Origin of the sequence: Metapseudomonas phytobenefica, assembly GCF_043392685.1 — a bacterium.
Classification (GTDB): Bacteria; Pseudomonadota; Gammaproteobacteria; order Pseudomonadales; family Pseudomonadaceae; genus Metapseudomonas.
Window position 1 is genome coordinate 38722 of the sequence record NZ_JBHZGM010000006.1, and the last position, 21676, is coordinate 60397.

At 63.2% G+C, this 21676-nt stretch carries 17 protein-coding genes, 1 tRNA gene and 1 pseudogene; 16 read left to right on the plus strand and 3 right to left on the minus strand.

The genetic code is table 11. From position 1 onward, the window contains the following. Positions 1-10: 10 nt before the first annotated feature. The 6 genes from ACFW0B_RS07230 (at position 11) to ACFW0B_RS07255 (ending at position 7770) form a co-directional block, all read left to right on the plus strand. On the plus strand, positions 11-838 hold the full coding sequence (locus ACFW0B_RS07230) for a symmetrical bis(5'-nucleosyl)-tetraphosphatase (protein ID WP_449147256.1): 828 nt from the start codon (positions 11-13) through the stop codon (positions 836-838). Beyond that, positions 831-1160, plus strand: coding sequence for a thiosulfate sulfurtransferase GlpE (gene glpE / locus ACFW0B_RS07235; protein ID WP_449147257.1), 330 nt, complete (start codon positions 831-833; stop codon positions 1158-1160). The genes ACFW0B_RS07230 and glpE overlap by 8 nt, the downstream gene beginning before the upstream one ends. 287 nt (positions 1161-1447) lie before the next feature. Continuing rightward, positions 1448-3370: a PrkA family serine protein kinase gene (locus ACFW0B_RS07240; RefSeq protein ID WP_449147258.1), complete on the plus strand. Its 1923-nt coding sequence runs from the start codon at positions 1448-1450 to the stop codon at positions 3368-3370. Positions 3371-3468: 98 nt separating this feature from the next. Further along, complete coding sequence (locus ACFW0B_RS07245) at positions 3469-4740, plus strand: YeaH/YhbH family protein (protein ID WP_449147259.1); 1272 nt, start codon at positions 3469-3471, stop codon at positions 4738-4740. A 13-nt stretch (positions 4741-4753) separates the two neighbouring features. Continuing rightward, a complete protein-coding gene (locus ACFW0B_RS07250; protein ID WP_449147260.1) occupies positions 4754-6319 on the plus strand; it encodes a SpoVR family protein in 1566 nt (521 codons plus the stop codon). 218 nt (positions 6320-6537) lie between these two features. Next, a complete protein-coding gene (locus ACFW0B_RS07255; RefSeq protein ID WP_449147261.1) occupies positions 6538-7770 on the plus strand; it encodes a multifunctional CCA addition/repair protein in 1233 nt (410 codons plus the stop codon). Here ACFW0B_RS07255 and folK read toward each other — a convergent pair. Further along, complete coding sequence (gene folK, locus ACFW0B_RS07260) at positions 7743-8285, minus strand: 2-amino-4-hydroxy-6-hydroxymethyldihydropteridine diphosphokinase (RefSeq protein WP_449147262.1); 543 nt, start codon at positions 8283-8285, stop codon at positions 7743-7745. The two genes, ACFW0B_RS07255 and folK, sit on opposite strands and share 28 nt — an antisense overlap. Further along, the gene (gene folB, locus ACFW0B_RS07265; protein WP_449147263.1) at positions 8276-8629 is read right to left on the minus strand and encodes a dihydroneopterin aldolase; all 354 of its coding nucleotides are present in this window, start codon (positions 8627-8629) and stop codon (positions 8276-8278) included. The genes folK and folB overlap by 10 nt, the downstream gene beginning before the upstream one ends. Positions 8630-8680: 51 nt before the next feature. Between folB and plsY the strand changes: the two genes are divergently transcribed. After that, a complete protein-coding gene (gene plsY / locus ACFW0B_RS07270) occupies positions 8681-9250 on the plus strand; it encodes a glycerol-3-phosphate 1-O-acyltransferase PlsY (protein ID WP_449147264.1) in 570 nt (189 codons plus the stop codon). A 30-nt stretch (positions 9251-9280) separates the two neighbouring features. Here plsY and tsaD read toward each other — a convergent pair whose 3' ends face one another. Further along, entirely contained in the window at positions 9281-10306 is a 1026-nt protein-coding gene (gene tsaD, locus ACFW0B_RS07275) for a tRNA (adenosine(37)-N6)-threonylcarbamoyltransferase complex transferase subunit TsaD (protein WP_449147265.1), read from the minus strand. A gap of 206 nt (positions 10307-10512) precedes the next feature. Between tsaD and rpsU the strand changes: the two genes are divergently transcribed. From rpsU to ACFW0B_RS07320, 9 genes and pseudogenes are all read left to right on the plus strand, one after another. Continuing rightward, a complete protein-coding gene (rpsU, locus tag ACFW0B_RS07280; RefSeq protein WP_003085057.1) occupies positions 10513-10728 on the plus strand; it encodes a 30S ribosomal protein S21 in 216 nt (71 codons plus the stop codon). 178 nt (positions 10729-10906) lie between these two features. Further along, entirely contained in the window at positions 10907-12901 is a 1995-nt protein-coding gene (gene dnaG / locus ACFW0B_RS07285) for a DNA primase (RefSeq protein ID WP_449147266.1), read from the plus strand. Between the two features lie 67 nt (positions 12902-12968). Continuing rightward, positions 12969-14819: an RNA polymerase sigma factor RpoD gene (rpoD, locus tag ACFW0B_RS07290; protein ID WP_449147267.1), complete on the plus strand. Its 1851-nt coding sequence runs from the start codon at positions 12969-12971 to the stop codon at positions 14817-14819. Positions 14820-14969: 150 nt separating this feature from the next. Next, the gene (locus ACFW0B_RS07295; RefSeq protein WP_449147268.1) at positions 14970-18707 is read left to right on the plus strand and encodes a bifunctional diguanylate cyclase/phosphodiesterase; all 3738 of its coding nucleotides are present in this window, start codon (positions 14970-14972) and stop codon (positions 18705-18707) included. A gap of 15 nt (positions 18708-18722) precedes the next feature. Then, positions 18723-18799: transfer RNA gene (locus ACFW0B_RS07300), tRNA-Ile, on the plus strand. Between the two features lie 127 nt (positions 18800-18926). After that, positions 18927-19145: a hypothetical protein gene (locus ACFW0B_RS07305; protein WP_449147269.1), complete on the plus strand. Its 219-nt coding sequence runs from the start codon at positions 18927-18929 to the stop codon at positions 19143-19145. Positions 19146-19295: 150 nt separating this feature from the next. Beyond that, positions 19296-20435, plus strand: coding sequence for a Fic family protein (locus ACFW0B_RS07310; RefSeq protein ID WP_449147270.1), 1140 nt, complete (start codon positions 19296-19298; stop codon positions 20433-20435). 105 nt (positions 20436-20540) lie between these two features. Continuing rightward, on the plus strand, positions 20541-21311 hold the full coding sequence (locus tag ACFW0B_RS07315) for a nuclease-related domain-containing protein (RefSeq protein WP_449147271.1): 771 nt from the start codon (positions 20541-20543) through the stop codon (positions 21309-21311). A gap of 38 nt (positions 21312-21349) precedes the next feature. Next, positions 21350-21610 (plus strand): annotated as a pseudogene (locus tag ACFW0B_RS07320) (winged helix-turn-helix domain-containing protein); the annotation flags it as partial. Between the last annotated feature and the right edge of the window lie 66 nt (positions 21611-21676).

The window sequence follows — 21676 nt, forward strand, 5'->3', positions numbered from 1 at the left end:
GGACACCGGCATGACGGCTTATGCAGTGGGCGACGTCCAGGGTTGCCTCGATCAACTGAAGTGCCTGCTGGAACAGGTGCGCTTCGATCCGGCCAAGGACGAACTCTGGCTGGTGGGCGACCTGGTCAACCGGGGCCCCAAATCCCTGGAAACCTTGCGCTTCCTTTATTCCATCCGCGACTCGGTGGTCTGCGTGCTCGGCAACCACGACCTGCACCTGCTGGCCGTGGCTAACAACATCGAGCGGCTGCGCAAGGCCGACACCCTGCGCGAAATCCTCGAAGCGCCCGACCGCGCCGATCTGCTGGACTGGCTGCGTCGGCAGAAGCTGCTGCATTACGACGAACAGCGCGACGTCGCCATGGTCCACGCCGGGATTCCGCCCCAGTGGTCGCTGAAGAAGGCCCTCAAGCGCGCCGCGGAAGTCGAGGAAGCCCTGCAGGACGACGCCCGCCTGCCGCTGTTCCTCGATGGCATGTACGGCAACGAGCCGGCCAGGTGGGACGGCGACCTGCACGGTGTCACGCGCCTGCGGGTCATCACCAACTACTTCACCCGCATGCGCTTCTGCCGTGCCGATGGCACCCTGGACCTCAAGTCCAAGGAAGGCCTGGATACCGCGCCCCCCGGTTTCGCCCCCTGGTTCAGCTACCCCGAGCGCAAGACCCGCGGGCAGAAGATCATCTTCGGCCACTGGGCGGCGCTGGAAGGCAAGTGCAACGAGCCCGGCCTGTACGCCCTCGACACCGGCTGCGTCTGGGGCGGCGCCATGACCCTACTGAATATCGACAGCGGCGAGCGCATCAGCTGCAGCTGCAAGGAGAACCGCCATGAGTGAATTCCAGCGCATCGCCCCCGAACAGGCCCAGGCCCTTCGCGAACAGGGCGCCGTGGTGGTGGACATCCGCGACCCGCAGAGTTTCGCCCTCGGCCACATCAGCGGCGCGCACCACCTGGACAACTACTCCTTGGCCGACTTCATCGCCAAGGCCGACTTCGACAAGCCGCTGATCGTCGCCTGCTACCACGGCAACTCCAGCCAGGGCGCGGCCGCCTATCTCGCGCATCAGGGCTTCTCCGAGGTCTATAGCCTCGACGGCGGCTTCGAGCTGTGGCGCAGCGTCTATCCCGGGGAAGTTGCCCAAGGCAACGTCGAGTAAAAATTTTTCGGCGCGGCGCAACGCCGCGCTATCTCTGGCCTGGCGCCACTTCCCCGACGGACGGTAATCCCCTGTTATCGCTCCGCCACGCTTGACGTTGCCGATAACGAACTACTCTTAGCTCAGGCCATCCAAAAAAGGGGAGAGCCGGTACACCGGTTCCGGGCCATCGGCAGCGACCATTCAGGTGTTCTGGGGGATTTTCATCAGCCGACCGTCTCCGGCTGACTGCCCGCACCCGCATAACCGACCCCGCGCCGGCTTCCTGATTCCAGCGAGGTGACGTCATGAGCATTTTCAGCCACTTCCAACAACGCTTCGAAGCGACTCGCCAGGAGGAATATTCCCTTCAGGAATACCTGGATCTGTGCAAGCAGGACCGCAGCGCCTACGCCACCGCCGCCGAACGCATGCTCATGGCAATCGGTGACCCGGAGCTGCTCGACACTTCGACCGACCCGAGGCTGTCGCGGATCTTCTCCAACAAGGTCATTCGCCGCTATCCGGCCTTCGCCGACTTCCACGGCATGGAAGAGTGCATCGACCAGATCGTGTCCTACTTCCGCCATGCCGCCCAGGGCCTGGAAGAGAAGAAACAGATCCTCTACCTGCTGGGCCCGGTCGGTGGCGGCAAGTCGTCCCTGGCGGAGAAGCTGAAGCAGTTGATGGAACGCGTGCCCTTCTATGCGATCAAGGGGTCACCGGTGTTCGAATCGCCCCTGGGGCTGTTCAATGCCGATGAAGACGGCGCCATCCTCGAGGAGGAGTACGGCATCCCGCGTCGCTACCTGCGTACCGTGATGTCGCCCTGGGCCACCAAGCGTCTGAACGAACTGGGCGGGGACATCAGCAAATTCCGCGTGGTGAAACTGTATCCGTCGATCCTCAACCAGATCGCCATCGCCAAGACCGAGCCGGGCGACGAGAACAACCAGGACATCTCCGCGCTGGTGGGCAAGGTGGATATCCGCAAGCTGGAGGAATTCCCGCAGAACGACGCCGATGCCTACAGCTACTCGGGCGCCCTGTGCCGGTCCAACCAGGGCCTGATGGAATTCGTCGAGATGTTCAAGGCGCCGATCAAGGTCCTGCACCCGTTGCTGACCGCCACCCAGGAAGGCAACTACAACAGCACCGAGGGACTGGGCGGACTGCCGTTCAACGGCATCATCCTGGCCCACTCCAACGAATCGGAATGGCACAGCTTCCGTAACAACAAGAACAACGAGGCCTTCATCGACCGGATCTACATCGTCAAGGTGCCCTACTGCCTGCGCGTCACCGACGAAATCAAGATCTACGACAAGCTGCTGGTCAGCAGCTCCCTGGCCCACGCCCACTGCGCCCCGGACACCCTGCGCATGCTGGCGCAGTTCTCCGTGTTGTCGCGCCTGAAGGAGCCGGAGAACTCCAACATCTATTCGAAGATGCGCGTCTACGACGGAGAAAACCTCAAGGACACCGATCCCAAGGCCAAGTCGATCCAGGAATACCGCGACGCGGCAGGCGTGGACGAGGGCATGAATGGCCTGTCGACCCGCTTTGCCTTCAAGATCCTTTCCAAGGTGTTCAACTTCGACCCCCACGAAGTGGCGGCCAACCCGGTGCACCTGCTCTATGTACTGGAGCAGCAGATCGAGCAGGAACAGTTCCCGGCGGAACTGCGTGAACGCTACCTGCGCTACATCAAGGAATACCTGGCGCCGCGCTACATCGAGTTCATCGGCAAGGAAATCCAGACCGCCTACCTGGAGTCCTACAGCGAATACGGCCAGAACATCTTCGACCGCTACGTGCTCTACGCGGACTTCTGGATCCAGGACCAGGAATACCGCGACCCGGAAACCGGCGAGATCCTCAACCGTGTAGCCCTGAACGAGGAACTGGAGAAGATCGAGAAACCGGCCGGCATCAGCAACCCGAAGGACTTCCGCAACGAGATCGTCAATTTCGTGCTGCGCGCCCGGGCCAACAACAACGGCAAGAACCCGAGCTGGCTCAGCTACGAGAAGCTGCGCGTGGTCATCGAGAAGAAGATGTTCTCCAACACCGAGGACCTTCTGCCGGTCATCAGCTTCAATGCCAAGGGCAGCAAGGAGGAGCAACAGAAACACAACGACTTCGTCAAGCGCATGGTCGAGCGCGGCTATACGGAGAAACAGGTACGCCTGCTGTCCGAATGGTACCTGCGGGTACGCAAGTCGCAGTAAAACAGTCTCAAGCTGCAAGCCTGGAACATGCACGCCGGAGGCGCCGTCACACGCGGCGTCCTCCGTGCCTTGCAGCCTGAAGCTCCCCGGAGGGGTCTATGAGCTACGTCATCGACAGGCGTTTGAACGGCAAGAACAAGAGCACGGTGAACCGCCAGCGGTTCCTGCGCCGTTACCGCGACCACATCAAGAAGGCCGTGGAGGAGGCCGTCAGCCGCCGCTCCATCACCGACATGGAGCATGGCGAACAGATCAGCATCCCCGGCCGCGATATCGACGAACCCATCCTGCACCATGGCCGTGGCGGCAGGCAGACCATCGTCCATCCCGGCAACAAGGAATTCACCACCGGTGACCGCATTCCCCGTCCCCAGGGCGGCGGTGGAGGCCGTGGCGGTGGCAAGGCCAGCAACCAGGGCGAGGGGATGGATGACTTCGTCTTCCAGATCACCCAGGAGGAATTCCTCGACTTCATGTTCGAGGACCTGGAACTGCCCAACCTGGTCAAACGCCACCTCACCGGCGCCGACACCTTCAAGACGGTGCGCGCCGGTATCAGCAACGAAGGCAACCCATCGCGGATCAATATCGTCCGCACCCTGCGCTCGGCCCACGCGCGGCGCATCGCCCTCTCGGGCAGCAGCCGCAGCAAGCTGAAGGCAGCCAAGGAAGAACTGGAGCGCCTGAAGCGCGAGGAGCCGGACAATTTCGGTGACATCCAGGAACTTGAAGCGGAAATCGCGAGACTTCGCGCCAGGATCGAGCGTGTTCCCTTCCTCGACACCTTCGACCTCAAGTACAACCTGCTGGTCAAGCAGCCCAATCCGTCCTCCAAGGCGGTGATGTTCTGCCTGATGGACGTCTCCGGCTCCATGACCCAGGCCACCAAGGACATCGCCAAACGCTTCTTCATTCTCCTGTACCTGTTCCTCAAGCGGAACTACGACAAGATCGAGGTCGTGTTCATCCGCCACCACACCAGCGCACGCGAAGTGGACGAGGAGGAATTCTTCTACTCCCGGGAAACCGGGGGCACCATCGTTTCCAGCGCGCTGAAGCTGATGCAGGAGATCATGGCCGAGCGCTACCCCATCAATGAATGGAACATCTACGCCGCCCAGGCCTCGGACGGCGACAACTGGAACGACGATTCACCCATCTGCAGGGATATCCTGATCAAGCAGATCATGCCGTTCGTGCAGTACTTCACCTACGTCGAGATCACCCCGCGCGAGCACCAGGCACTGTGGTACGAATACGAACAGGTCTGCGAAGCGTTCGCCGATACCTTCGCGCAGCAACAGATCGTCTCGGCGGCGGATATCTACCCGGTGTTCCGCGAGCTGTTCCAGCGCAGGCTCGTGACCTGAGGGGAGGCGTGAAATGACTGCCAGCAAGAAGGAACGCAAACCCATTTCCACGGGGTCGGAATGGACCTTCGACCTGATTCGCGCCTATGACCGCGAGATCAGCCGGATCGCCGAGCGCTACGCGCTGGACACCTACCCGAACCAGATCGAAGTGATCAGCGCCGAGCAGATGATGGATGCCTACGCCTCGGTCGGCATGCCCATCGGCTATCACCACTGGTCCTACGGCAAGCACTTCCTCGCCACCGAAAAAGGCTATTCGCGGGGCCAGATGGGCCTGGCCTACGAGATCGTGATCAACTCCGATCCCTGCATCGCCTACTTGATGGAGGAAAACACCATCACCATGCAGGCGCTGGTGATCGCCCATGCCTGCTACGGCCACAACAGCTTCTTCAAGGGCAACTACCTGTTCCGCACCTGGACCGACGCCAGCTCGATCATCGACTACCTGGTGTTCGCCAAGCAGTACATCGCCCAGTGTGAGGAGCGCCACGGCATCGACGCGGTGGAAGACCTGCTGGACTCCTGCCACGCCCTGATGAACTACGGGGTGGACCGCTACAAGCGCCCCTACCCCATTTCCGCCGAAGAAGAACGGCGCCGACAGAAGGAGCGCGAGGAGCACCTGCAGAAGCAGATCAACGACCTCTGGCGCACCATTCCCAAGGGCAGCGGCAAGGGCAGCGAGAAGGACAACCAGCGCTTCCCGGCCGAACCGCAGGAAAACATCCTTTACTTCATCGAGAAGCACGCGCCACTGCTGGAACCCTGGCAACGGGAAGTGGTGCGCATCGTGCGCAAGATCGCCCAGTACTTCTATCCGCAGCGCCAGACCCAGGTGATGAACGAAGGCTGGGCCACCTTCTGGCACTACACCATCCTCAACGATCTGTACGACGAGGGTCTGGTCACCGACGGCTTCATGATGGAGTTCCTGCAGTCGCACACCAGCGTGGTCTACCAGCCGCCCTTCGACAGCCCCTATTACAGCGGCATCAACCCTTACGCCCTGGGTTTTGCCATGTACCGCGACATCCGCCGCATCTGCGAGGAACCCACGGAGGAAGACCGGCGCTGGTTCCCGGACATCGCCGGCAGCGACTGGCTGTCCACCCTGAAATTCGCCATGAGCAGCTTCAAGGACGAAAGCTTCATCCTGCAGTTCCTTTCACCCAAGGTGATCCGCGACTTCAAGCTGTTCAGCATCCTCGACGACGACCAGAAGGACGAGCTGTACGTCCCGGCTATCCATGACGAGCAGGGCTACCGCTTGATCCGCGAAATCCTCGCGGCCCAGTACAACCTCGGCAACCGGGAGCCCAACGTGCAGATCTGGAGTGTGGACCGCCGCGGCGACCGCTCGCTGACCCTGCGCCACCAGCAGCACGACCGCAAGCCGCTGGGTGACTCGACGGACGAAGTGCTCAAGCACCTGCATCGCCTCTGGGGCTTCGATATCCACCTGGAAACCCGCAACGGCGAGCAGATCACCGGGAGTCATCATGTCCCCCCAAAGGGGGAGCGCACTGAGGACGGGGAATACCCGCGCCTGGACCTGATCATTCCACCCATTTGACCGGTTGAGCGCATGCCCGGCCCGCACCGGGCATGCGCTTCCGCCCAATGGGAGCCGCCCTCAGATGCGCCTGAGCGCCCCCGCTTGCCAGTCGCCAACACCGGTCCCAGCCTCTCCCGCGATGGCGCCGAGCGGCTGGAAAGCGCCATGCACGCGCTCGTCGCCCAGCTCCCTGCCGCCCGCCAGGCTGCTATCCTCCGCAGCCACGGAGGCAAGCCATGCAGATATACAAAGTGGGCGGAGCGGTTCGCGACCGCCTGTTGGGTCGCGAGGTGATCGAGAACGACTGGGTAGTGGTAGGCGCCACGGCCGAAGAAATGCTGGAGCAGGGCTACCGCCCGGTGGGTGCGGACTTCCCGGTGTTCCTGCACCCCCAGAGCGGCGAGGAATACGCCCTCGCACGCACCGAACGCAAGAGCGGGCGCGGCTACGGCGGCTTTACCTTCTACGCCACCCCGGATGTGACCCTGGAACAGGACCTGATCCGCCGCGACCTCACCGTTAACGCCATGGCCGAAGACGACCACGGCAACTTGATCGACCCCTATGGCGGCCAGAAAGACCTCGCCGCCCGCGTGCTGCGCCATGTCTCCCCCGCGTTCGCCGAAGATCCCCTGCGGGTATTGCGTGTCGCGCGCTTCGCTGCGCGCTATGCGCCACTGGGCTTTACCGTCGCCGAGGAAACCCTGGCGCTGATGCGACGGATCGCCGAATCCGGCGAACTGGGCGCCCTGACACCGGAACGCAGCTGGAAGGAAGTCTCCCGCGCCCTGATGGAACCGCGCCCGGACGTGTTCATCCAGGTCCTGCGCGACTGCGGTGCCCTAGCTGCCTGGCTGCCCGAAGTGGACCGTCTGTTCGGCGTGCCGCAGCCGAAGAAGCACCACCCCGAGGTGGACTCCGGCATCCATGTGCTGGCGGTGCTGCGCCAATGCGCGGAACACCAGCAGCCGCTCACCGTGCGCTGGGCCTGCCTGCTGCATGACCTGGGCAAGGGCCTGACCCCGGAAGAGGAATGGCCGCAGCATATCGCCCACGAAAAGCGCGGCCTGAAACTGATCAAGGCGGTGAATGAGCGCTGCAAGGTTCCCCGGGATTGCCAGGAACTGGCGCTGCTGGTGGGCGAGTACCACACCCATGCCCATCGCGCGCCGGAACTGCGCCCGAGCACATTGCTGGAGTTGCTGCAAAGCTTCGACGTCTACCGCCGCCCCCAGCGCTTCGAAGAGTTCGTCGCCGCCAGCGAGATGGATGCCCGCGGCCGCACCGGCCTGGAGCAGCGCGACTACCCCCAGGCCGCCTACCTGCTGGGTGCGGCGGCCGTCGCCCGCGCGGTGACGGCGCAGCCACTGCTGGAAAAGGGCTTGAAGGGGGCCGAACTGGGTGAAGCGCTCAAGGGCGAGCGCCTCAAGGCCCTGAAGGCTTACAAGGAAGGCTGCGGGAAGTCCTGAACCAGCTCGGCGGGCGTCAACTCGACGCCCCGCCACGAGAAGGCGACCGGCCAGAGCACCTGCTGGATGGAGGCGCCCTGCCACAACTCCGCAAAGGAGCGACGCTCGCCAGGGTGCAGCGCCTCGGGTGCCAGCAGCGCCAGGGGCCAGAGCACGAAGGCGTTCTTCAGCACCTCGGGGCGCGGCAGAACCAGGCCATCGAAATTGCCCACGCGATCGCCATACAGCAGCACGTCGATATCCAGTGGCAGGCCCTTGCGGCCCGGCGCGTAGCGGCCGTTGTCGGCCTCGATCTCCTTGAGCCGGCGATCCAGCTCATGGAGCGACAGGTCGGTGCGGGCAACCACCACCAGATTGAAGAAATTCCCACTCTTGATACCAACCGGCAGGCTCTCGAACACCGCCGAGCAGCGTATGTCCTGAAGGAAACCGGCCAGGGCTTCGAGACCGGCGGTGAGATTGCGCTCGCGCTCGATGTTGCTGCCGAGGCCGAGGTAGATAGTGGTCAGCGACATCCGCGCTCGATCTCCACGCCAACGCTGCTGGCCGCAGCTACCGCGCCAGGCTTGTGCAACTTCAGGCGGACCCAGGGAATGTTGAACTCGGCCATCAGCAGGGCCACCAGGCGCTCGGCGAAGGTTTCCACCAGGAGAAACTGCGCTTGGGCGGCGAAGGCCTGGATGCGCTGGGACACGGCCGCGTAGTCGAGTGCCTTGTCCAGGTCATCGCCCGCGGCGGCCGGGCGGTTGTCCCAGCCCAGTTGCAGGTCCAGGCGCAGGCACTGGCGAATGCTGCGCTCCCAGTCATAGGCACCGATTACGGTGTCGACTTCCAGACCTTCGATGAAAACCGTGTCCACGTTAATGCTGCCCCGCTAGAATCGGGACTTCCTCGCCCCGGAATGGATACCATGTTTTGGCTGCTGGCGACTCTCGCCTACCTGCTCGGATCGTTGTCCTTCGCCATTCTGCTCAGCCGTCTGTTCGGCACGGGCGACCCGCGTGCCCAGGGCTCCGGTAACCCTGGCGCCACCAACATGCTGCGGGTGGCAGGAAAGAAACTGGCGATCCTGACCTTGCTCGGCGACCTGCTGAAAGGCCTGCTGCCGGTACTGGTCGCCCGCTACTGCGGCTTCGACATCCAGCAACAGGCCTGGATCGGCCTGGCCGCGGTGCTCGGACACCTTTATCCCCTGTACTTCCGCTTTCGCGGCGGCAAGGGCGTCGCCACCGCCGCCGGCATGCTGCTGGGGCTCTATCCCCCGGCCGCGCTGCTGGCCGTCAGTGTCTGGCTGCTGACCTTCCACCTGACCCGCACCAGCTCGCTGGCAGCGCTGATCGCCACGCCGCTGACCCTGCCACTGCTGGCCTGGCAGCAACCCGGCGCACTCCTGCCGATGACAGTGCTGACCGGACTCATTGTCTGGCGCCATCGCGGAAATCTACGCGACCTTTTCGCCGGACGCGAACGGCATTTCTGATCAACTGAAGGAAATCGGCTCAACCAGCCGTCAGACAGCGGGTAGCTGCTCCATCGGCCAGCGTGCATGCACACCGATCGCCGGACCATCCTGCTGCCCCGCCAGCAAGCGCTGACAGCCGGCATAAGCGATCATCGCGCCGTTATCGGTGCAGAAACGCGGCCGTGCGTAGAACACTTCGCCCTTCATCTCACCAAGCATCCTGCCCAGCGACTGACGCAGCGACTGGTTGGCGCTGACGCCACCGGCGATCACCAGACGCTTCAGGCCGGTCTGCTTGAGGGCGCGCTTGCATTTGATGGTGAGAGTCTCCACGACCGCCTGTTCAAAGGCCAGCGCGATGTCGCAACGGGTTTGCTCACCGTCGTCCCCAGCATTGCGGCACTGCTGCCAGGTGTTGAGGGCGAAGGTCTTGAGGCCGCTGAAGGAGAAATCCAGCCCCGGCCGATCGGTCATCGGTCGCGGGAAGGTGAAGCGACCGGGCGTACCGTTCTGGGCCAGGCGGGCGATCTCCGGGCCACCGGGGTAGCCGAGGCCGATCAGTTTGGCGGTCTTGTCGAAGGCTTCACCGGCGGCATCGTCCACCGATTCGCCAAGCAACTGGTAGCGGCCGATGCCATCCACCCGCACCAGCTGGGTGTGGCCGCCGGACACCAGCAAGGCGACGAACGGGAACTGCGGCGGCTGCTCTTCCAGCATGGGGGCCAGCAAGTGGCCTTCCATATGGTGCACGCCGAGCGCCGGCACCCCCCACGCGAAGGCCAGAGCCTGGGCGCAGGAGGCTCCCACCAACAGCGCGCCCACCAGGCCGGGGCCGGCGGTATAGGCGATGCCGTCGATGTCTTCGGGTTTGCGACCGGCCCCCTCCAGCACCTCGCGCAGCAGCGGCAGCAGGCGCTTGACGTGGTCACGGGAGGCCAGCTCGGGTACGACGCCGCCGTAGACCCGGTGCAGGTCGATCTGACTGAACAGCGCGTCGGCCAGCAGGCCGCGCTCACTGTCGTAAAGGGCGACGCCGGTTTCGTCGCAGGAGGTTTCCAACCCCAGCACTAGCATGGGTACGAGCCTTTCTGGCCTGGCAAAAGAAGAAGGCGCGAATCATAATCGCCGCCCCTTGTGCCGACTAGCGGTTTTCGACTGAAGGCTTTGCATTCCGTGCCTTGAGGCGTTAATATCCGCAGCCCTTGAAATCCGACGCGCCACCGAGCCAGCTTTTGCCGGAATGCGTCGACCATTCGGTAATTGATGAAGGTACGACCTGGATGCCAGCCGTCAAAGTAAAAGAGAACGAACCCTTCGACGTAGCCCTGCGTCGTTTCAAGCGCTCCTGCGAAAAAGCCGGCGTACTGGCCGAAGTTCGCAGCCGTGAGTTCTACGAGAAGCCCACTGCCGAGCGCAAGCGCAAGGCCGCCGCTGCGGTCAAGCGTCACGCCAAGAAAGTGCAGCGCGAGCAGCGCCGCCGCGAGCGCCTGTACTGAGTTAACAGGCTCTGCCGCACGCTCAGGCATCGCCCGGCTCCAGCCGGGCGTTTGCATAATGGGCACACGGAAGACTCCGCTTCGCCTTGGCGAATGGCGGAGTCTTTTGCTTTCCAGCTCAAGACTCCCGCCTCCGGGCGCGAGTATGCTTTGAACCTCCCCGCGTCCCGAGCACCCTATGGCTGGCCTGATCCCCCAAGGCTTCATCGACGACCTGCTGAATCGCACCGACATTGTCGAAGTGGTCGGCGCGCGCGTGCAGCTGAAAAAGGCCGGCAAGAACTACACCGCACGCTGCCCCTTCCATAACGAAAAGACGCCCTCCTTCAGCGTCAGCCCGGACAAGCAGTTCTATTACTGCTTCGGCTGCGGCGCCGGCGGCAACGCCCTCGGCTTCATCATGGACCACGACCACCTGGACTTTCCCCAGGCGGTCGAGGAACTGGCCAAACGCGCCGGCCTGGAAGTACCCCGGGAGGAAAGCGGCCGCAGCAGAGGCCCGCGCCAGCCCAGCGATTCCCCGCTCTACGCACTGCTCAGTGCCGCATCGGATTACTACCGCCATGCGCTGAAGCAACACCCGACGCGCAAGGCGGCGGTCGATTACCTCAAGGGCCGTGGCCTGACCGGCGAGATCGCCCGCGACTTCGCCCTGGGCTTCGCCCCCCCCGGCTGGGACAACCTGCTCAAGCACATGGGTGGCGACAGCCTGCAGCAGAAGCACATGATCGACGCCGGCCTGCTGATCGAGAACGCCGACACCGGCAAGCGCTACGACCGCTTCCGTGACCGGGTGATGTTCCCGATCCGCGACAGCCGCGGGCGCATCATTGCCTTCGGTGGCCGGGTGCTGGGCGACGACAAGCCCAAGTACCTGAACTCCCCGGAAACCCCGGTCTTCCACAAGGGCCAGGAACTCTACGGGCTGTACGAGGCGCGCAAGCACAACCGCAACCTCGACGAAATCATGGTGGTCGAGGGCTACATGGACGTCATCGCCCTGGCCCAGCAAGGCCTGCGCAATGCCGTCGCCACCCTCGGCACCGCCACCAGCGAAGAGCACATCCGCCGCCTGTTCCGCCTGGTGCCGAACATCCTCTTCTGCTTCGATGGCGACCAGGCCGGACGCAAGGCCGCCTGGCGCGCCCTGGAAGCGACCCTTCCAAGCCTGGAAGACGGCCGCCGCGCTCGCTTCCTCTTCCTGCCGGAAGGCGAAGACCCGGACAGCCTGGTCCGCAAGGAAGGTACCGACGCCTTCCGCGCGCGGACCACCCAACACGCCCAGCCGCTGGCCGACTACTTCTTCCAGCAACTGACCCAGGAAGCCGATCCGGCCTCCCTGGAAGGCAAGGCCCACCTGGCCACCCTGGCCGCGCCGCTGATCGAGCGCATCCCTGGCGCCAACCTGAAGGTGCTGATGCGCCAGCGTCTGGCCGAAATCACCGGCCTCAACGGCGAAGCCCTCGGCCAGTTCGCCCGCACCGCCGCCCCCAGCGTCAGCCACGACAACCAGGGCTACCCGGAAGATTCCTACTACGAAGCCTTCTCTGGCTACGAAGACCAGCATTACGAACCAGACCACTCGCACTTCTTCGAACAGCCAGCCATGCAGCAGCCCCACTGGCAGAAGGACGAGAAGCGCAAGGACGGCTGGAAAAAGGACGACTGGAAGAAAGACGGCAAGAAGTGGAACAAGCAGGGCCGCGATGATTTCAAGCGCCCGCCACGCACCGAAGTGAAGGTGGAGTCCCCCACGCTCACCGCACTGCGCACCCTGCTCCACCATCCATCACTGGCGCAGAAGGTGGAAGATGCCAGCCACTTCGCCGCTGAAGACGACACGTACGCCCAGCTCATGGTGTCGCTGGTGGAAGCCGTGCAGAAGAACCCGAAACTGCGTTCGCTGCAGTTGATCGCCCGCTGGCACGGCACCGATCAGGGCCGTCTGCTACGAGCGCTGGCGGAGAAGGAATGGCTGATTTCCGACGACAACCTTGAACAACAGTTTTTCGACACTATAACTAGGTTGTCGGCTCGCCAGCGGGAACGCCGCCTGGAAAATCTGCTGCAAAAAGCACGGCAAAGCGAACTCAGCGCAGAGGAAAAAGATCAGCTGCGCGACCTTCTCAGCCGCAACACGTCTCCACTGACTCCGACCTCAACTGGCGCGTGAGGCCCCGGATCAGGTATAATCCTCGGCTTGTTTTCAGCCCGCCAAGACCTTAAGTGGATAGGGTGCTATGTCCGGAAAAGCGCAACAGCAGTCTCGCCTCAAAGAGTTGATCGCCCGCGGCCGTGAGCAGGGATACCTGACTTACGCGGAGGTCAACGACCACCTGCCGGAGGATATTTCCGATCCGGAACAGGTGGAAGACATCATCCGCATGATCAACGACATGGGGATCAACGTATTCGAGAGTGCCCCGGATGCGGATGCCCTGTTGCTGGCCGAAGCCGACACCGACGAAGCAGCAGCTGAAGAAGCCGCTGCCGCCCTGGCTGCCGTGGAAACCGATATCGGCCGCACCACCGACCCCGTGCGCATGTACATGCGTGAAATGGGCACCGTGGAGCTGCTGACCCGCGAAGGCGAAATCGAAATCGCCAAGCGTATCGAGGAAGGCATCCGCGAAGTGATGAGCGCCATCGCCCACTTCCCCGGTGCCGTCGACGGCATCCTCGCCGAATACCAGCGCGTCACCAGTGAAGGTGGCCGCCTGTCCGACGTTCTCAGCGGTTACATCGACCCGGATGACGGCACCCTGCCGGCCGAGGAAGTCGAGCCCGTCGAACTGAAGGACGACTCCGCGTCCGCCAAGGACAAGGACGACGACGAAGACGAAGAAGAAGGCGACGACGCCGAGGAAGAAGGCGACGGCGGTCCGGATCCGGAAGAGGCCCTGCGCCGCTTCACCGCGGTTTCCGAGCAGCTCGAGAAGGCCAAGAAGGCCCTGAAGAAGCACGGCCGCGACAGCAAGCAGGCTACCGAGGAGCTGCTGGCCCTGGCCGAGCTCTTCATGCCGATCAAGCTGGTGCCCAAGCAGTTCGACGCCCTGGTGGAAAAAGTTCGCAGCGCCTTGGACCGCGTCCGCGCCCAGGAACGCGCCATCATGCAGCTCTGCGTGCGCGATGCCCGCATGCCGCGCGCCGACTTCCTGCGCCTGTTCCCGGGCAACGAAGTCGACCTCGACTGGGCCGACGGCCTGGCCAAGGGCAAGGCCAAATACGCCGAAGCCATCGGCAGGCTGGTGGATGACATCAAGCGCAACCAGCAGAAGCTGGTGGATCTCGAAAAAGAAGTCGAACTGACCGTCAACGAGATCAAGGACGTCAACCGCCGTATGTCCATCGGTGAGGCCAAGGCTCGCCGGGCGAAGAAAGAGATGGTCGAGGCCAACCTGCGTCTCGTGATCTCCATCGCCAAGAAGTACACCAACCGCGGCCTGCAGTTCCTCGACCTGATCCAGGAAGGCAACATCGGCCTGATGAAGGCGGTGGACAAGTTCGAATACCGTCGCGGCTACAAGTTCTCGACCTACGCCACCTGGTGGATCCGCCAGGCGATCACCCGCTCGATCGCTGACCAGGCGCGCACCATCCGTATCCCGGTGCACATGATCGAGACCATCAACAAGCTCAACCGCATCTCCCGCCAGATGCTGCAGGAAATGGGCCGCGAGCCCACTCCGGAAGAGCTTGGCGAGCGCATGGAGATGCCCGAGGACAAGATCCGCAAGGTGCTGAAGATCGCCAAAGAGCCGATCTCCATGGAAACCCCGATCGGTGACGACGAAGACTCGCACCTGGGCGACTTCATCGAGGACAGCACCATGCAGTCCCCGATCGACGTGGCGACCGTGGAAAGCCTCAAGGAAGCCACCCGCGAAGTCCTGGCCGGCCTCACTGCCCGTGAAGCCAAGGTCCTGCGCATGCGCTTCGGCATCGACATGAATACCGACCACACCCTCGAGGAAGTCGGCAAGCAGTTCGATGTAACCCGCGAGCGTATCCGCCAGATCGAAGCCAAGGCGTTGCGCAAGCTGCGTCACCCGTCGCGAAGCGAGCACCTGCGTTCCTTCCTCGACGAGTAAGACGAGCAAAGCGATACGAGAACCCCCGGCCAGTCCGGGGGTTTTCTTTTGTCCGCGAACCGGATCGCAGCTACGTTCGCTCCCCTTCCAGATGCCAAGCAGCCACGTCTACACTTCCGTCTTACATCCCATCACGGAATGAGGCCGACAATGGCGCGAGTGCGGGCCCTACTGACGCTTTGGCTGGCACTCTGGACCATTCCGGCCGGGGCCTTGACGCTCACCCCGGAAGAGCGGGCCTGGCTCGACCAGCATGGCGAACTGCGACTGGGCATAGACGCCTCCTGGCCCCCCTTCGAGTTCCGCGATGCCCAGGGCCGTCACCAGGGCCTGGCCGCCGACTATGTCGAAATGATCCGTCAGCGGCTGAACCTGAAAGTCACCCCCATCGAGTCCGACAATTGGGCGGATGTGCTCAAGCGCGCCCGCACAGGCGAACTGGATATCCTGCCCGGCATCATGTCCACCCCCGAGCGCCAGCAGTACCTGAACTTCACGCGCCCCTACCTCGACTTCCCCATCGTCATCCTTTCCCGCACCGGGGGCTCCCAGCCTTCGAAGATCCAGGACCTCTACGGCCTGCGCGTCGGCATCGTGTCCGACTACGCCCCCCACGAGCTGCTGCGCAACCGGCATCCCGACCTCAGCCTGCAGGGCTATCCCAGCGTCGCAGCCGCACTCCAGGCCCTGGCCACCGGCGCGGTGGACGTCTTTGTCGGTGACCTCGCCTCCAGCGTCTGGAGCCTGCGCCAGCTCAAGCTCAAGGGCATCAGCATCAGTGGCGAAACGCCTTATCGTTACCAACTGGCCATGGCGACGCCGAAGATGCACCCGTTGCTGGCCGATATCCTCGACAAGGTCTTCGCCGATATCACCCCGGAAGAAACCGCCGCCATCCAGGAGCGCTGGGTGGGCGACGCTCTCTACCCGCCAACCGACTGGCGCCGCATCCGCCTCTATGGAATCCCTGCGCTATTGCTGGTGGCCGGCGTCCTGACCGTCGTCCTGCGCGTCAACCGCCGACTCAGCAACGAAATGGCCAGTCGTGCCGCCCTGCAGGACGAACTGCGCAGCAGCGAGCAGCACTACCGCGGCCTGGTGGAAAGCCTGAACGCCATCGCCTGGGAAATGCGCGTCGAAGACGACTGCTACACCTACGTCTCGCCTCACGCCGAACGCCTGCTGGGCTACCCCCTGAGCGCCTGGCTGGAGCCCGGCTTCCGCCGCCGCGCCCTGCACCCCGACGACGACGCCCGGGTCAGCGCCTTCTGTAAAAGTGAAACCGCCACGGGCCGAGACCACAGCCTCGACTACCGCATGATGACCGCCGACGGCCGGGTAATCTGGGTGCGCGACATCGTCACCCTCATCCCTCACGGTGAAATCCGGATGATGCGCGGTCTGATGATCGACATCACCGAGGCCAAGCAGACCGAGCAGGCCCTGCGCCTGTCCGAGCAGAAGTTCGCATCGGTGTTCCACAACTGCCCCGACATCATCGTCATCGCCCGTCGTACCGACGGCAGCCTGCTGGCCATCAACCACACCTTCGAGCAGCAGATCGGCCTCAAGGCCAGCGAAGCCCTCGGCCGCACCGCCAGCGAACTCGACATCTGGGGCATCCCCGGCATCGGCCCGAAACTCCTCCAGCGCCTGCAGCAGGGCAACCCGCTGCACAACCTGGAAATGCCCTTCCGCCGCGCCAATGGCGAAACCTTCATCGGCCTGATCTCCGCCCAGGCCATCGACCTGGACGATACGCCGGCCCTGGTGGTCGTGGTACGGGATATCACCCCGCTCAAGGAAACCCAGCACCTGCTGCAGGTTTCCGAGGAAAAGTTCGCCAGCGCCTTCCACGCCTCCCCCGACGGCCTGCTCATCACCCGCATCAGCGATGGCCTGCTGGTAGAGGTGAACGACGGTTTCAGCCGCATCACCGGCTACAGCCCGCAGGAAATCGCCGAGCGCTCCACCCTGGACCTTGGCCTGTGGGCCGACCCGGCGGACCGCGATCGCATGATCCAGCTAATCCACGACCAGGGCAGCCTGTACAACTTCACCGCCGCCGTGCGCACCAAGCGCGGCCAGGTGCGCATCTGCGAACTCTCCGCACAGCAGCTTCCCATCAACGGCGAGCCCTGCATGCTGACCATCGCCCGCGACATCACCGAGCGCCAGCAGATGCAGGAAAAACTGCGGCAGGCAGCCACCGTCTTCGAAAGCACCGCCGAAGGCGTGATGATCACCGACACCGAACAACGCATCACCGCGGTCAACCGCGCTTTCAGCGAGATCACCGGCTACAGCGAGGAAGAAGCCCTCGGCCAATCGCCCCGCATGCTCGCCTCCGGTCAGCACGACAGCGCCTTCTACGCCGCCATGTGGCACCAGCTGGATTGCGAAGGGCACTGGCAAGGCGAGATCTGGAACCGCCGCAAGAACGGCGAGCCCTACCCCGAATGGCTCACCATCAGCGCCGTGCGCGATCGCCAGCAGCAGGTCACCCACTACGTCGGTGTGTTCGCCGACATCTCGCCGCTCAAGCACGCCCAGGCGCGGCTCGACTACCAGGCCCACCACGACCCGCTCACCGGCCTGCCCAACCGCCTGCTGTTCGAGAGCCGCCTGCAACTGGCGCTGGTCGAAGCCGCCAACGACGACCTCCACGGCGCCGTTCTTTTCATCGACCTCGACCGCTTCAAGCACATCAACGACAGTCTCGGCCACCCAGTGGGCGACCTGCTGCTCAAGGGCATCGCCCATCGCCTGCGCGAGCAGCTGCGCGACATCGACACCGTGGCCCGCCTGGGCGGCGACGAATTCATCATCCTGCTGCCCGGCCTGCACAGTGCCGAAGACGCCCGGGGCGTCGCCCACAAACTGCTGAGCTGCTTCGAAGCACCGTTCCCCGCCGGCCAGCACGAGTTCTTCATGAGCGCCAGCATCGGTATCAGCCTGTTCCCGGAGCACGGGCTGGACGTCGCCACCCTGGTGAAGAACGCCGACGCCGCCATGTACCGGGCCAAGGCCCGGGGCCGCAACCGCGTCGAGTTCTACACCCGCGACCTCACCAGCCAGGCCACCGAACGCATGGCGCTGGAAACCGAACTGCGCCGCGCTCTGGAGCGCAACGAGCTGTCCCTTTCCTTTCAGCCCAAGCGCAGCTTGCAGAACCACGCCCTGGTGGGCGCCGAAGCCCTGGTGCGCTGGTACCACCCGAAGCTCGGCGAGATTCCTCCAGAGCGCTTCATCCCGCTCGCGGAAGAAAGCGGCCTCATCCTCCCGCTGGGTGACTGGGTACTGGAGCAATCCTGCCGGCAGATGCAGCTCTGGCAGCAAGCCCATGCGCCGTTCGGCCCGCTTTCGGTCAACCTCGCTGGCGCCCAGTTGCGCCAGCCGCTGCTGGTGGAGCGCCTGCAACGCCTCATCGAAAGCCTCGGCCTGGAACCCCAGCGCCTGCAGCTGGAGATCACCGAAGGCTTCATCATGAGCCAGGCCGAAGAAGCCCTCAGCGTGCTGCACAACCTCAAGAGCCTCGGCGTACAGCTGGCCATCGACGACTTCGGCACCGGCTACTCCTCCCTTAGCTACCTCAAGCGCCTGCCGCTGGATGTGCTGAAGATCGACAAGTCCTTCGTGAGCGGCCTGCCCGACGATCCCAACGACGCCGCCATCAGCCGCGCCATCATCGCCCTCGGCCGCAGCATGCAACTCACCGTGATCGCCGAAGGCGTCGAAACCAGGGCCCAGGAATACTTCCTCGCCGCCGAAGGATGCCAGCAGATCCAGGGCTTCATCGTCAGCGCGCCGCTGTCGCCGGAGGCTTTCGAACACAAATTCCTGAGCCCGCTCCCCGTGATTGGCACCCAGCAAAGGGCGCCTGTATAATCCGCCGGCCTTCTGGGGCCTATAGCTCAGTCGGTTAGAGCAGAGGACTCATAATCCTTTGGTCCACGGTTCGAGTCCGTGTGGGCCCACCACCTTCAAAGCCGCGCAGTGCGCGGCTTTGTTCTCATAACGGTAGTGGCATCTGGATCAGTCCTATGGTCCAAAGGTACAAAATCGGTACAGTGCTGGTACGCCAGCCTGCCTTTGAAGTCCTTTCAGATGGCCACAATCGTCAAAACCCCTGCCGGCACATGGAAGGCCGTAGTCCGGAAAACGGGCTGGCCGACCAATGCCAAAACCTTCCGCACCAAGCGCGACGCCGAAGACTGGGCACGCCGCACCGAAGACGAGATGGTGCGCGGCGTGTACATCCAGCGAGCGCATGACGCTGGAGAAAGCTCTAGAGCGCTTCTTTCAACGATGCTTCTGAAACGCTGAAAAAAGCGTGCGAGCAACAACCCTGATCAGACGCACTCATCAACCTAGCAATACCGGCCTGAGAATTAGACAGTGAGCCGAATAGTCGGCATTATCGGCTCACTCAATGAGCCGAATAGGCTCGCTAATCGGCTCATAGATGACCCTCTTATGAATCAACTTCTCTGGATCTGGCAACAGCCCGACTGGCCGCACTTCAGTTGGCAAGCCGAAACGCTTGCACCGCTGCTGCGCGCTTGCAGCCAGACTCAGGGACGTTTGTTGGGAATGCTCGGTGCGGTGGGCAGTGACACCGAAGTGCAGAGCAGCCTGGATGCCATGCTGCAGAACATCGTCACCTCTTCAGCCATCGAGGGTGAGCAGCTGAATGTCGGCTCTGTGCGCTCATCATTGGCCCGACGCCTGGGGTTGAACGAAGAAGGTCGCACCACCTCTCGATCCGAAGGCCTCGCGGAACTACTGCTCGATGCCACCCGCGCCTATCAGCAGCCGCTCGATCTGCAGCGGTTGTTCACATGGCATGGTTGGTTGTTCCCCAGCGATGACCTCCTGCTGGCCCGCCCGCTACGCATCGGCATGCTGCGTGGCGAAGAGCCTATGCAAGTAGTTTCCGGCCGACTCGACCGCCCTACTGTGCATTTCGAGGCCCCCCCCCGCGCCGGGCTGGAAGCACAACTGGACGATTTCCTCGCCTGGTTCGAGAGCAGCCGTAGCGATGCCAGCCTCGACCCGTTTCTGCGGGCCGGCATTGCGCACTTCTGGTTCGTTACCCTGCACCCCTTCGATGACGGCAACGGGCGCCTTACGCGCGCCATCACCGATCTGGCACTGGCCCAGGGCGAGCAGCAGGCCATCCGCTTCTACGCCATGTCGGCGAGCATCCTCGACGACCGCGCCGGCTATTACCGCATCCTGGAAGCCAGCCAGAAAGGCACGCTGGATATCACCGCCTGGCTGCAATGGTTCCTCGCAACGCTGCTCAATAGCTTGGAGCAAGCCCTTGCTCGTATCGACCGCGTGCTGGTCAAGGCTCGCTTCTGGCAGGCGCACCGCAGCCAAGCCTTATCTGCCGAGCAGATTAAAGTGCTTAACCGCCTGCTCGATGGCGGCGAACGGGGTTTCGAGAACGGCATCAGCGCCGCTCAATACCAGGCGGTGGCCAAGGTCTCGAAAGCCACCGCCACGCGCCATCTGAGTGATCTTGTCGAGAAGGGCTGCCTTGCCCGACTACCAGGCGGAGGGCGCAGCACGCGCTACCAGATACAGCACTCGGCAAACGCTCAAGGCTGACCCCGCAGCAACAAAGCAGCGCACCAGAAGCACCGCGATTCTGTCGTGCCATTACGCCAAGTTTCGGTACTATCCGGTTAACTCAGGATTACCCAGGGACAGGAAATGGACTTCACCCCTATCATCGTGCAGGTCTGGGGCACGCTGGGCTGGTTTATCCCGCTGATGCTCCTGATCGGCCTGCTCAAATCGCCCTGGGCCAAGGGTCATATTGGCGAACTCCTGGTGCGGCTGTTTGCCCATTGGCAGCTGGACAAGCAGACCTACCGTCGCCTGCACAACGTCACCTTGAACACGCCTGACGGCACCACACAGATCGACCACGTCTTTCTCTCGCCCTACGGCATTTTCGTGCTGGAAACGAAGAACATGAGCGGCTGGATCTTCGGCAGCGAGAAGCAGGCGCAGTGGACGCAGAAGCTCTACAAACGCACCTTCAAATTCCAGAACCCGCTGCGGCAGAACTACAAGCACCTCAAGGCCCTGGAAGCCACCCTTGGCGTAAACCCGGAGCACCTGCACTCGGTCATCACCTTCGTCGGCGGCAGCACCTTCAAGACCGAGGTGCCGGCCAACGTCACTCAGGGCATCGGTTTTATCCGCTATATCAAGTCATTCCAGCAGCCGGTATTCAGCGAGGCTGAAGTCGACAGCTTCATGCACGCTCTGCAAACCGGCCGCCGCGCACCAACCCTCGCCACCCATCGCGAGCACGTGCAAAACCTAAAGCGCCGTAATAACCCAACAGCCGAGCGGCAATGCCCGAAATGTGGCAGCGCCCTGCTTATCCGCACCGTGAAATCAGGCCCGAAAGCGGGTCAACAATTCTGGGGTTGCTCGACGTTTCCCAAGTGCCGAACCATGCAGAGCCTTTAGCACTCAACCACGCCATCAACCCTGCGCCTGGAGTTGCAATGTCCGTCCCAACCTACGACCAGTTCATTGAGCCGATCTTGCGCTACTTGGCCGCGACCCCCGAAGGCGCCACAGCACGTGACGCCCATGAAGCCGCTGCCGATGCGCTGAACCTATCGGAAGCAAAGCGCCAGGAGCTGATTGCCAGTGGCCAGGCCACCTACAAAAACCGCGCAGGCTGGGCGCATGACCGTCTCAAACGCGCCGGCCTGTCCAGCAGCGCCAAACGTGGGTACTGGAAGCTGACTGACGCCGGCCTTGATTCGCCTGGTGCAACAGTACCCGGAGACGGTGGAGCATCTCGCGCACCTAGCCTGAAGTAGAAG

Excerpts from the sequence above, each read along its gene's own strand:
- rpsU (WP_003085057.1), top strand. The coding sequence starts at position 10,513 with ATGCCAGCCGTCAAAGTAAAAGAGAACGAACCCTTCGACGTAGCCCTG.
- ACFW0B_RS07255 (WP_449147261.1), top strand. The coding sequence starts at position 6,538 with ATGCAGATATACAAAGTGGGCGGAGCGGTTCGCGACCGCCTGTTGGGT.
- dnaG (WP_449147266.1), top strand. The coding sequence starts at position 10,907 with ATGGCTGGCCTGATCCCCCAAGGCTTCATCGACGACCTGCTGAATCGC.
- ACFW0B_RS07315 (WP_449147271.1), top strand. The coding sequence starts at position 20,541 with ATGGACTTCACCCCTATCATCGTGCAGGTCTGGGGCACGCTGGGCTGG.
- tsaD (WP_449147265.1), bottom strand. The coding sequence starts at position 10,306 with ATGCTAGTGCTGGGGTTGGAAACCTCCTGCGACGAAACCGGCGTCGCC.
- ACFW0B_RS07295 (WP_449147268.1), top strand. The coding sequence starts at position 14,970 with ATGGCGCGAGTGCGGGCCCTACTGACGCTTTGGCTGGCACTCTGGACC.
- ACFW0B_RS07230 (WP_449147256.1), top strand. The coding sequence starts at position 11 with ATGACGGCTTATGCAGTGGGCGACGTCCAGGGTTGCCTCGATCAACTG.
- ACFW0B_RS07245 (WP_449147259.1), top strand. The coding sequence starts at position 3,469 with ATGAGCTACGTCATCGACAGGCGTTTGAACGGCAAGAACAAGAGCACG.
- folK (WP_449147262.1), bottom strand. The coding sequence starts at position 8,285 with ATGTCGCTGACCACTATCTACCTCGGCCTCGGCAGCAACATCGAGCGC.
- ACFW0B_RS07250 (WP_449147260.1), top strand. The coding sequence starts at position 4,754 with ATGACTGCCAGCAAGAAGGAACGCAAACCCATTTCCACGGGGTCGGAA.
- plsY (WP_449147264.1), top strand. The coding sequence starts at position 8,681 with ATGTTTTGGCTGCTGGCGACTCTCGCCTACCTGCTCGGATCGTTGTCC.
- rpoD (WP_449147267.1), top strand. The coding sequence starts at position 12,969 with ATGTCCGGAAAAGCGCAACAGCAGTCTCGCCTCAAAGAGTTGATCGCC.
- glpE (WP_449147257.1), top strand. The coding sequence starts at position 831 with ATGAGTGAATTCCAGCGCATCGCCCCCGAACAGGCCCAGGCCCTTCGC.
- ACFW0B_RS07240 (WP_449147258.1), top strand. The coding sequence starts at position 1,448 with ATGAGCATTTTCAGCCACTTCCAACAACGCTTCGAAGCGACTCGCCAG.
- ACFW0B_RS07305 (WP_449147269.1), top strand. The coding sequence starts at position 18,927 with ATGGCCACAATCGTCAAAACCCCTGCCGGCACATGGAAGGCCGTAGTC.
- ACFW0B_RS07310 (WP_449147270.1), top strand. The coding sequence starts at position 19,296 with ATGAATCAACTTCTCTGGATCTGGCAACAGCCCGACTGGCCGCACTTC.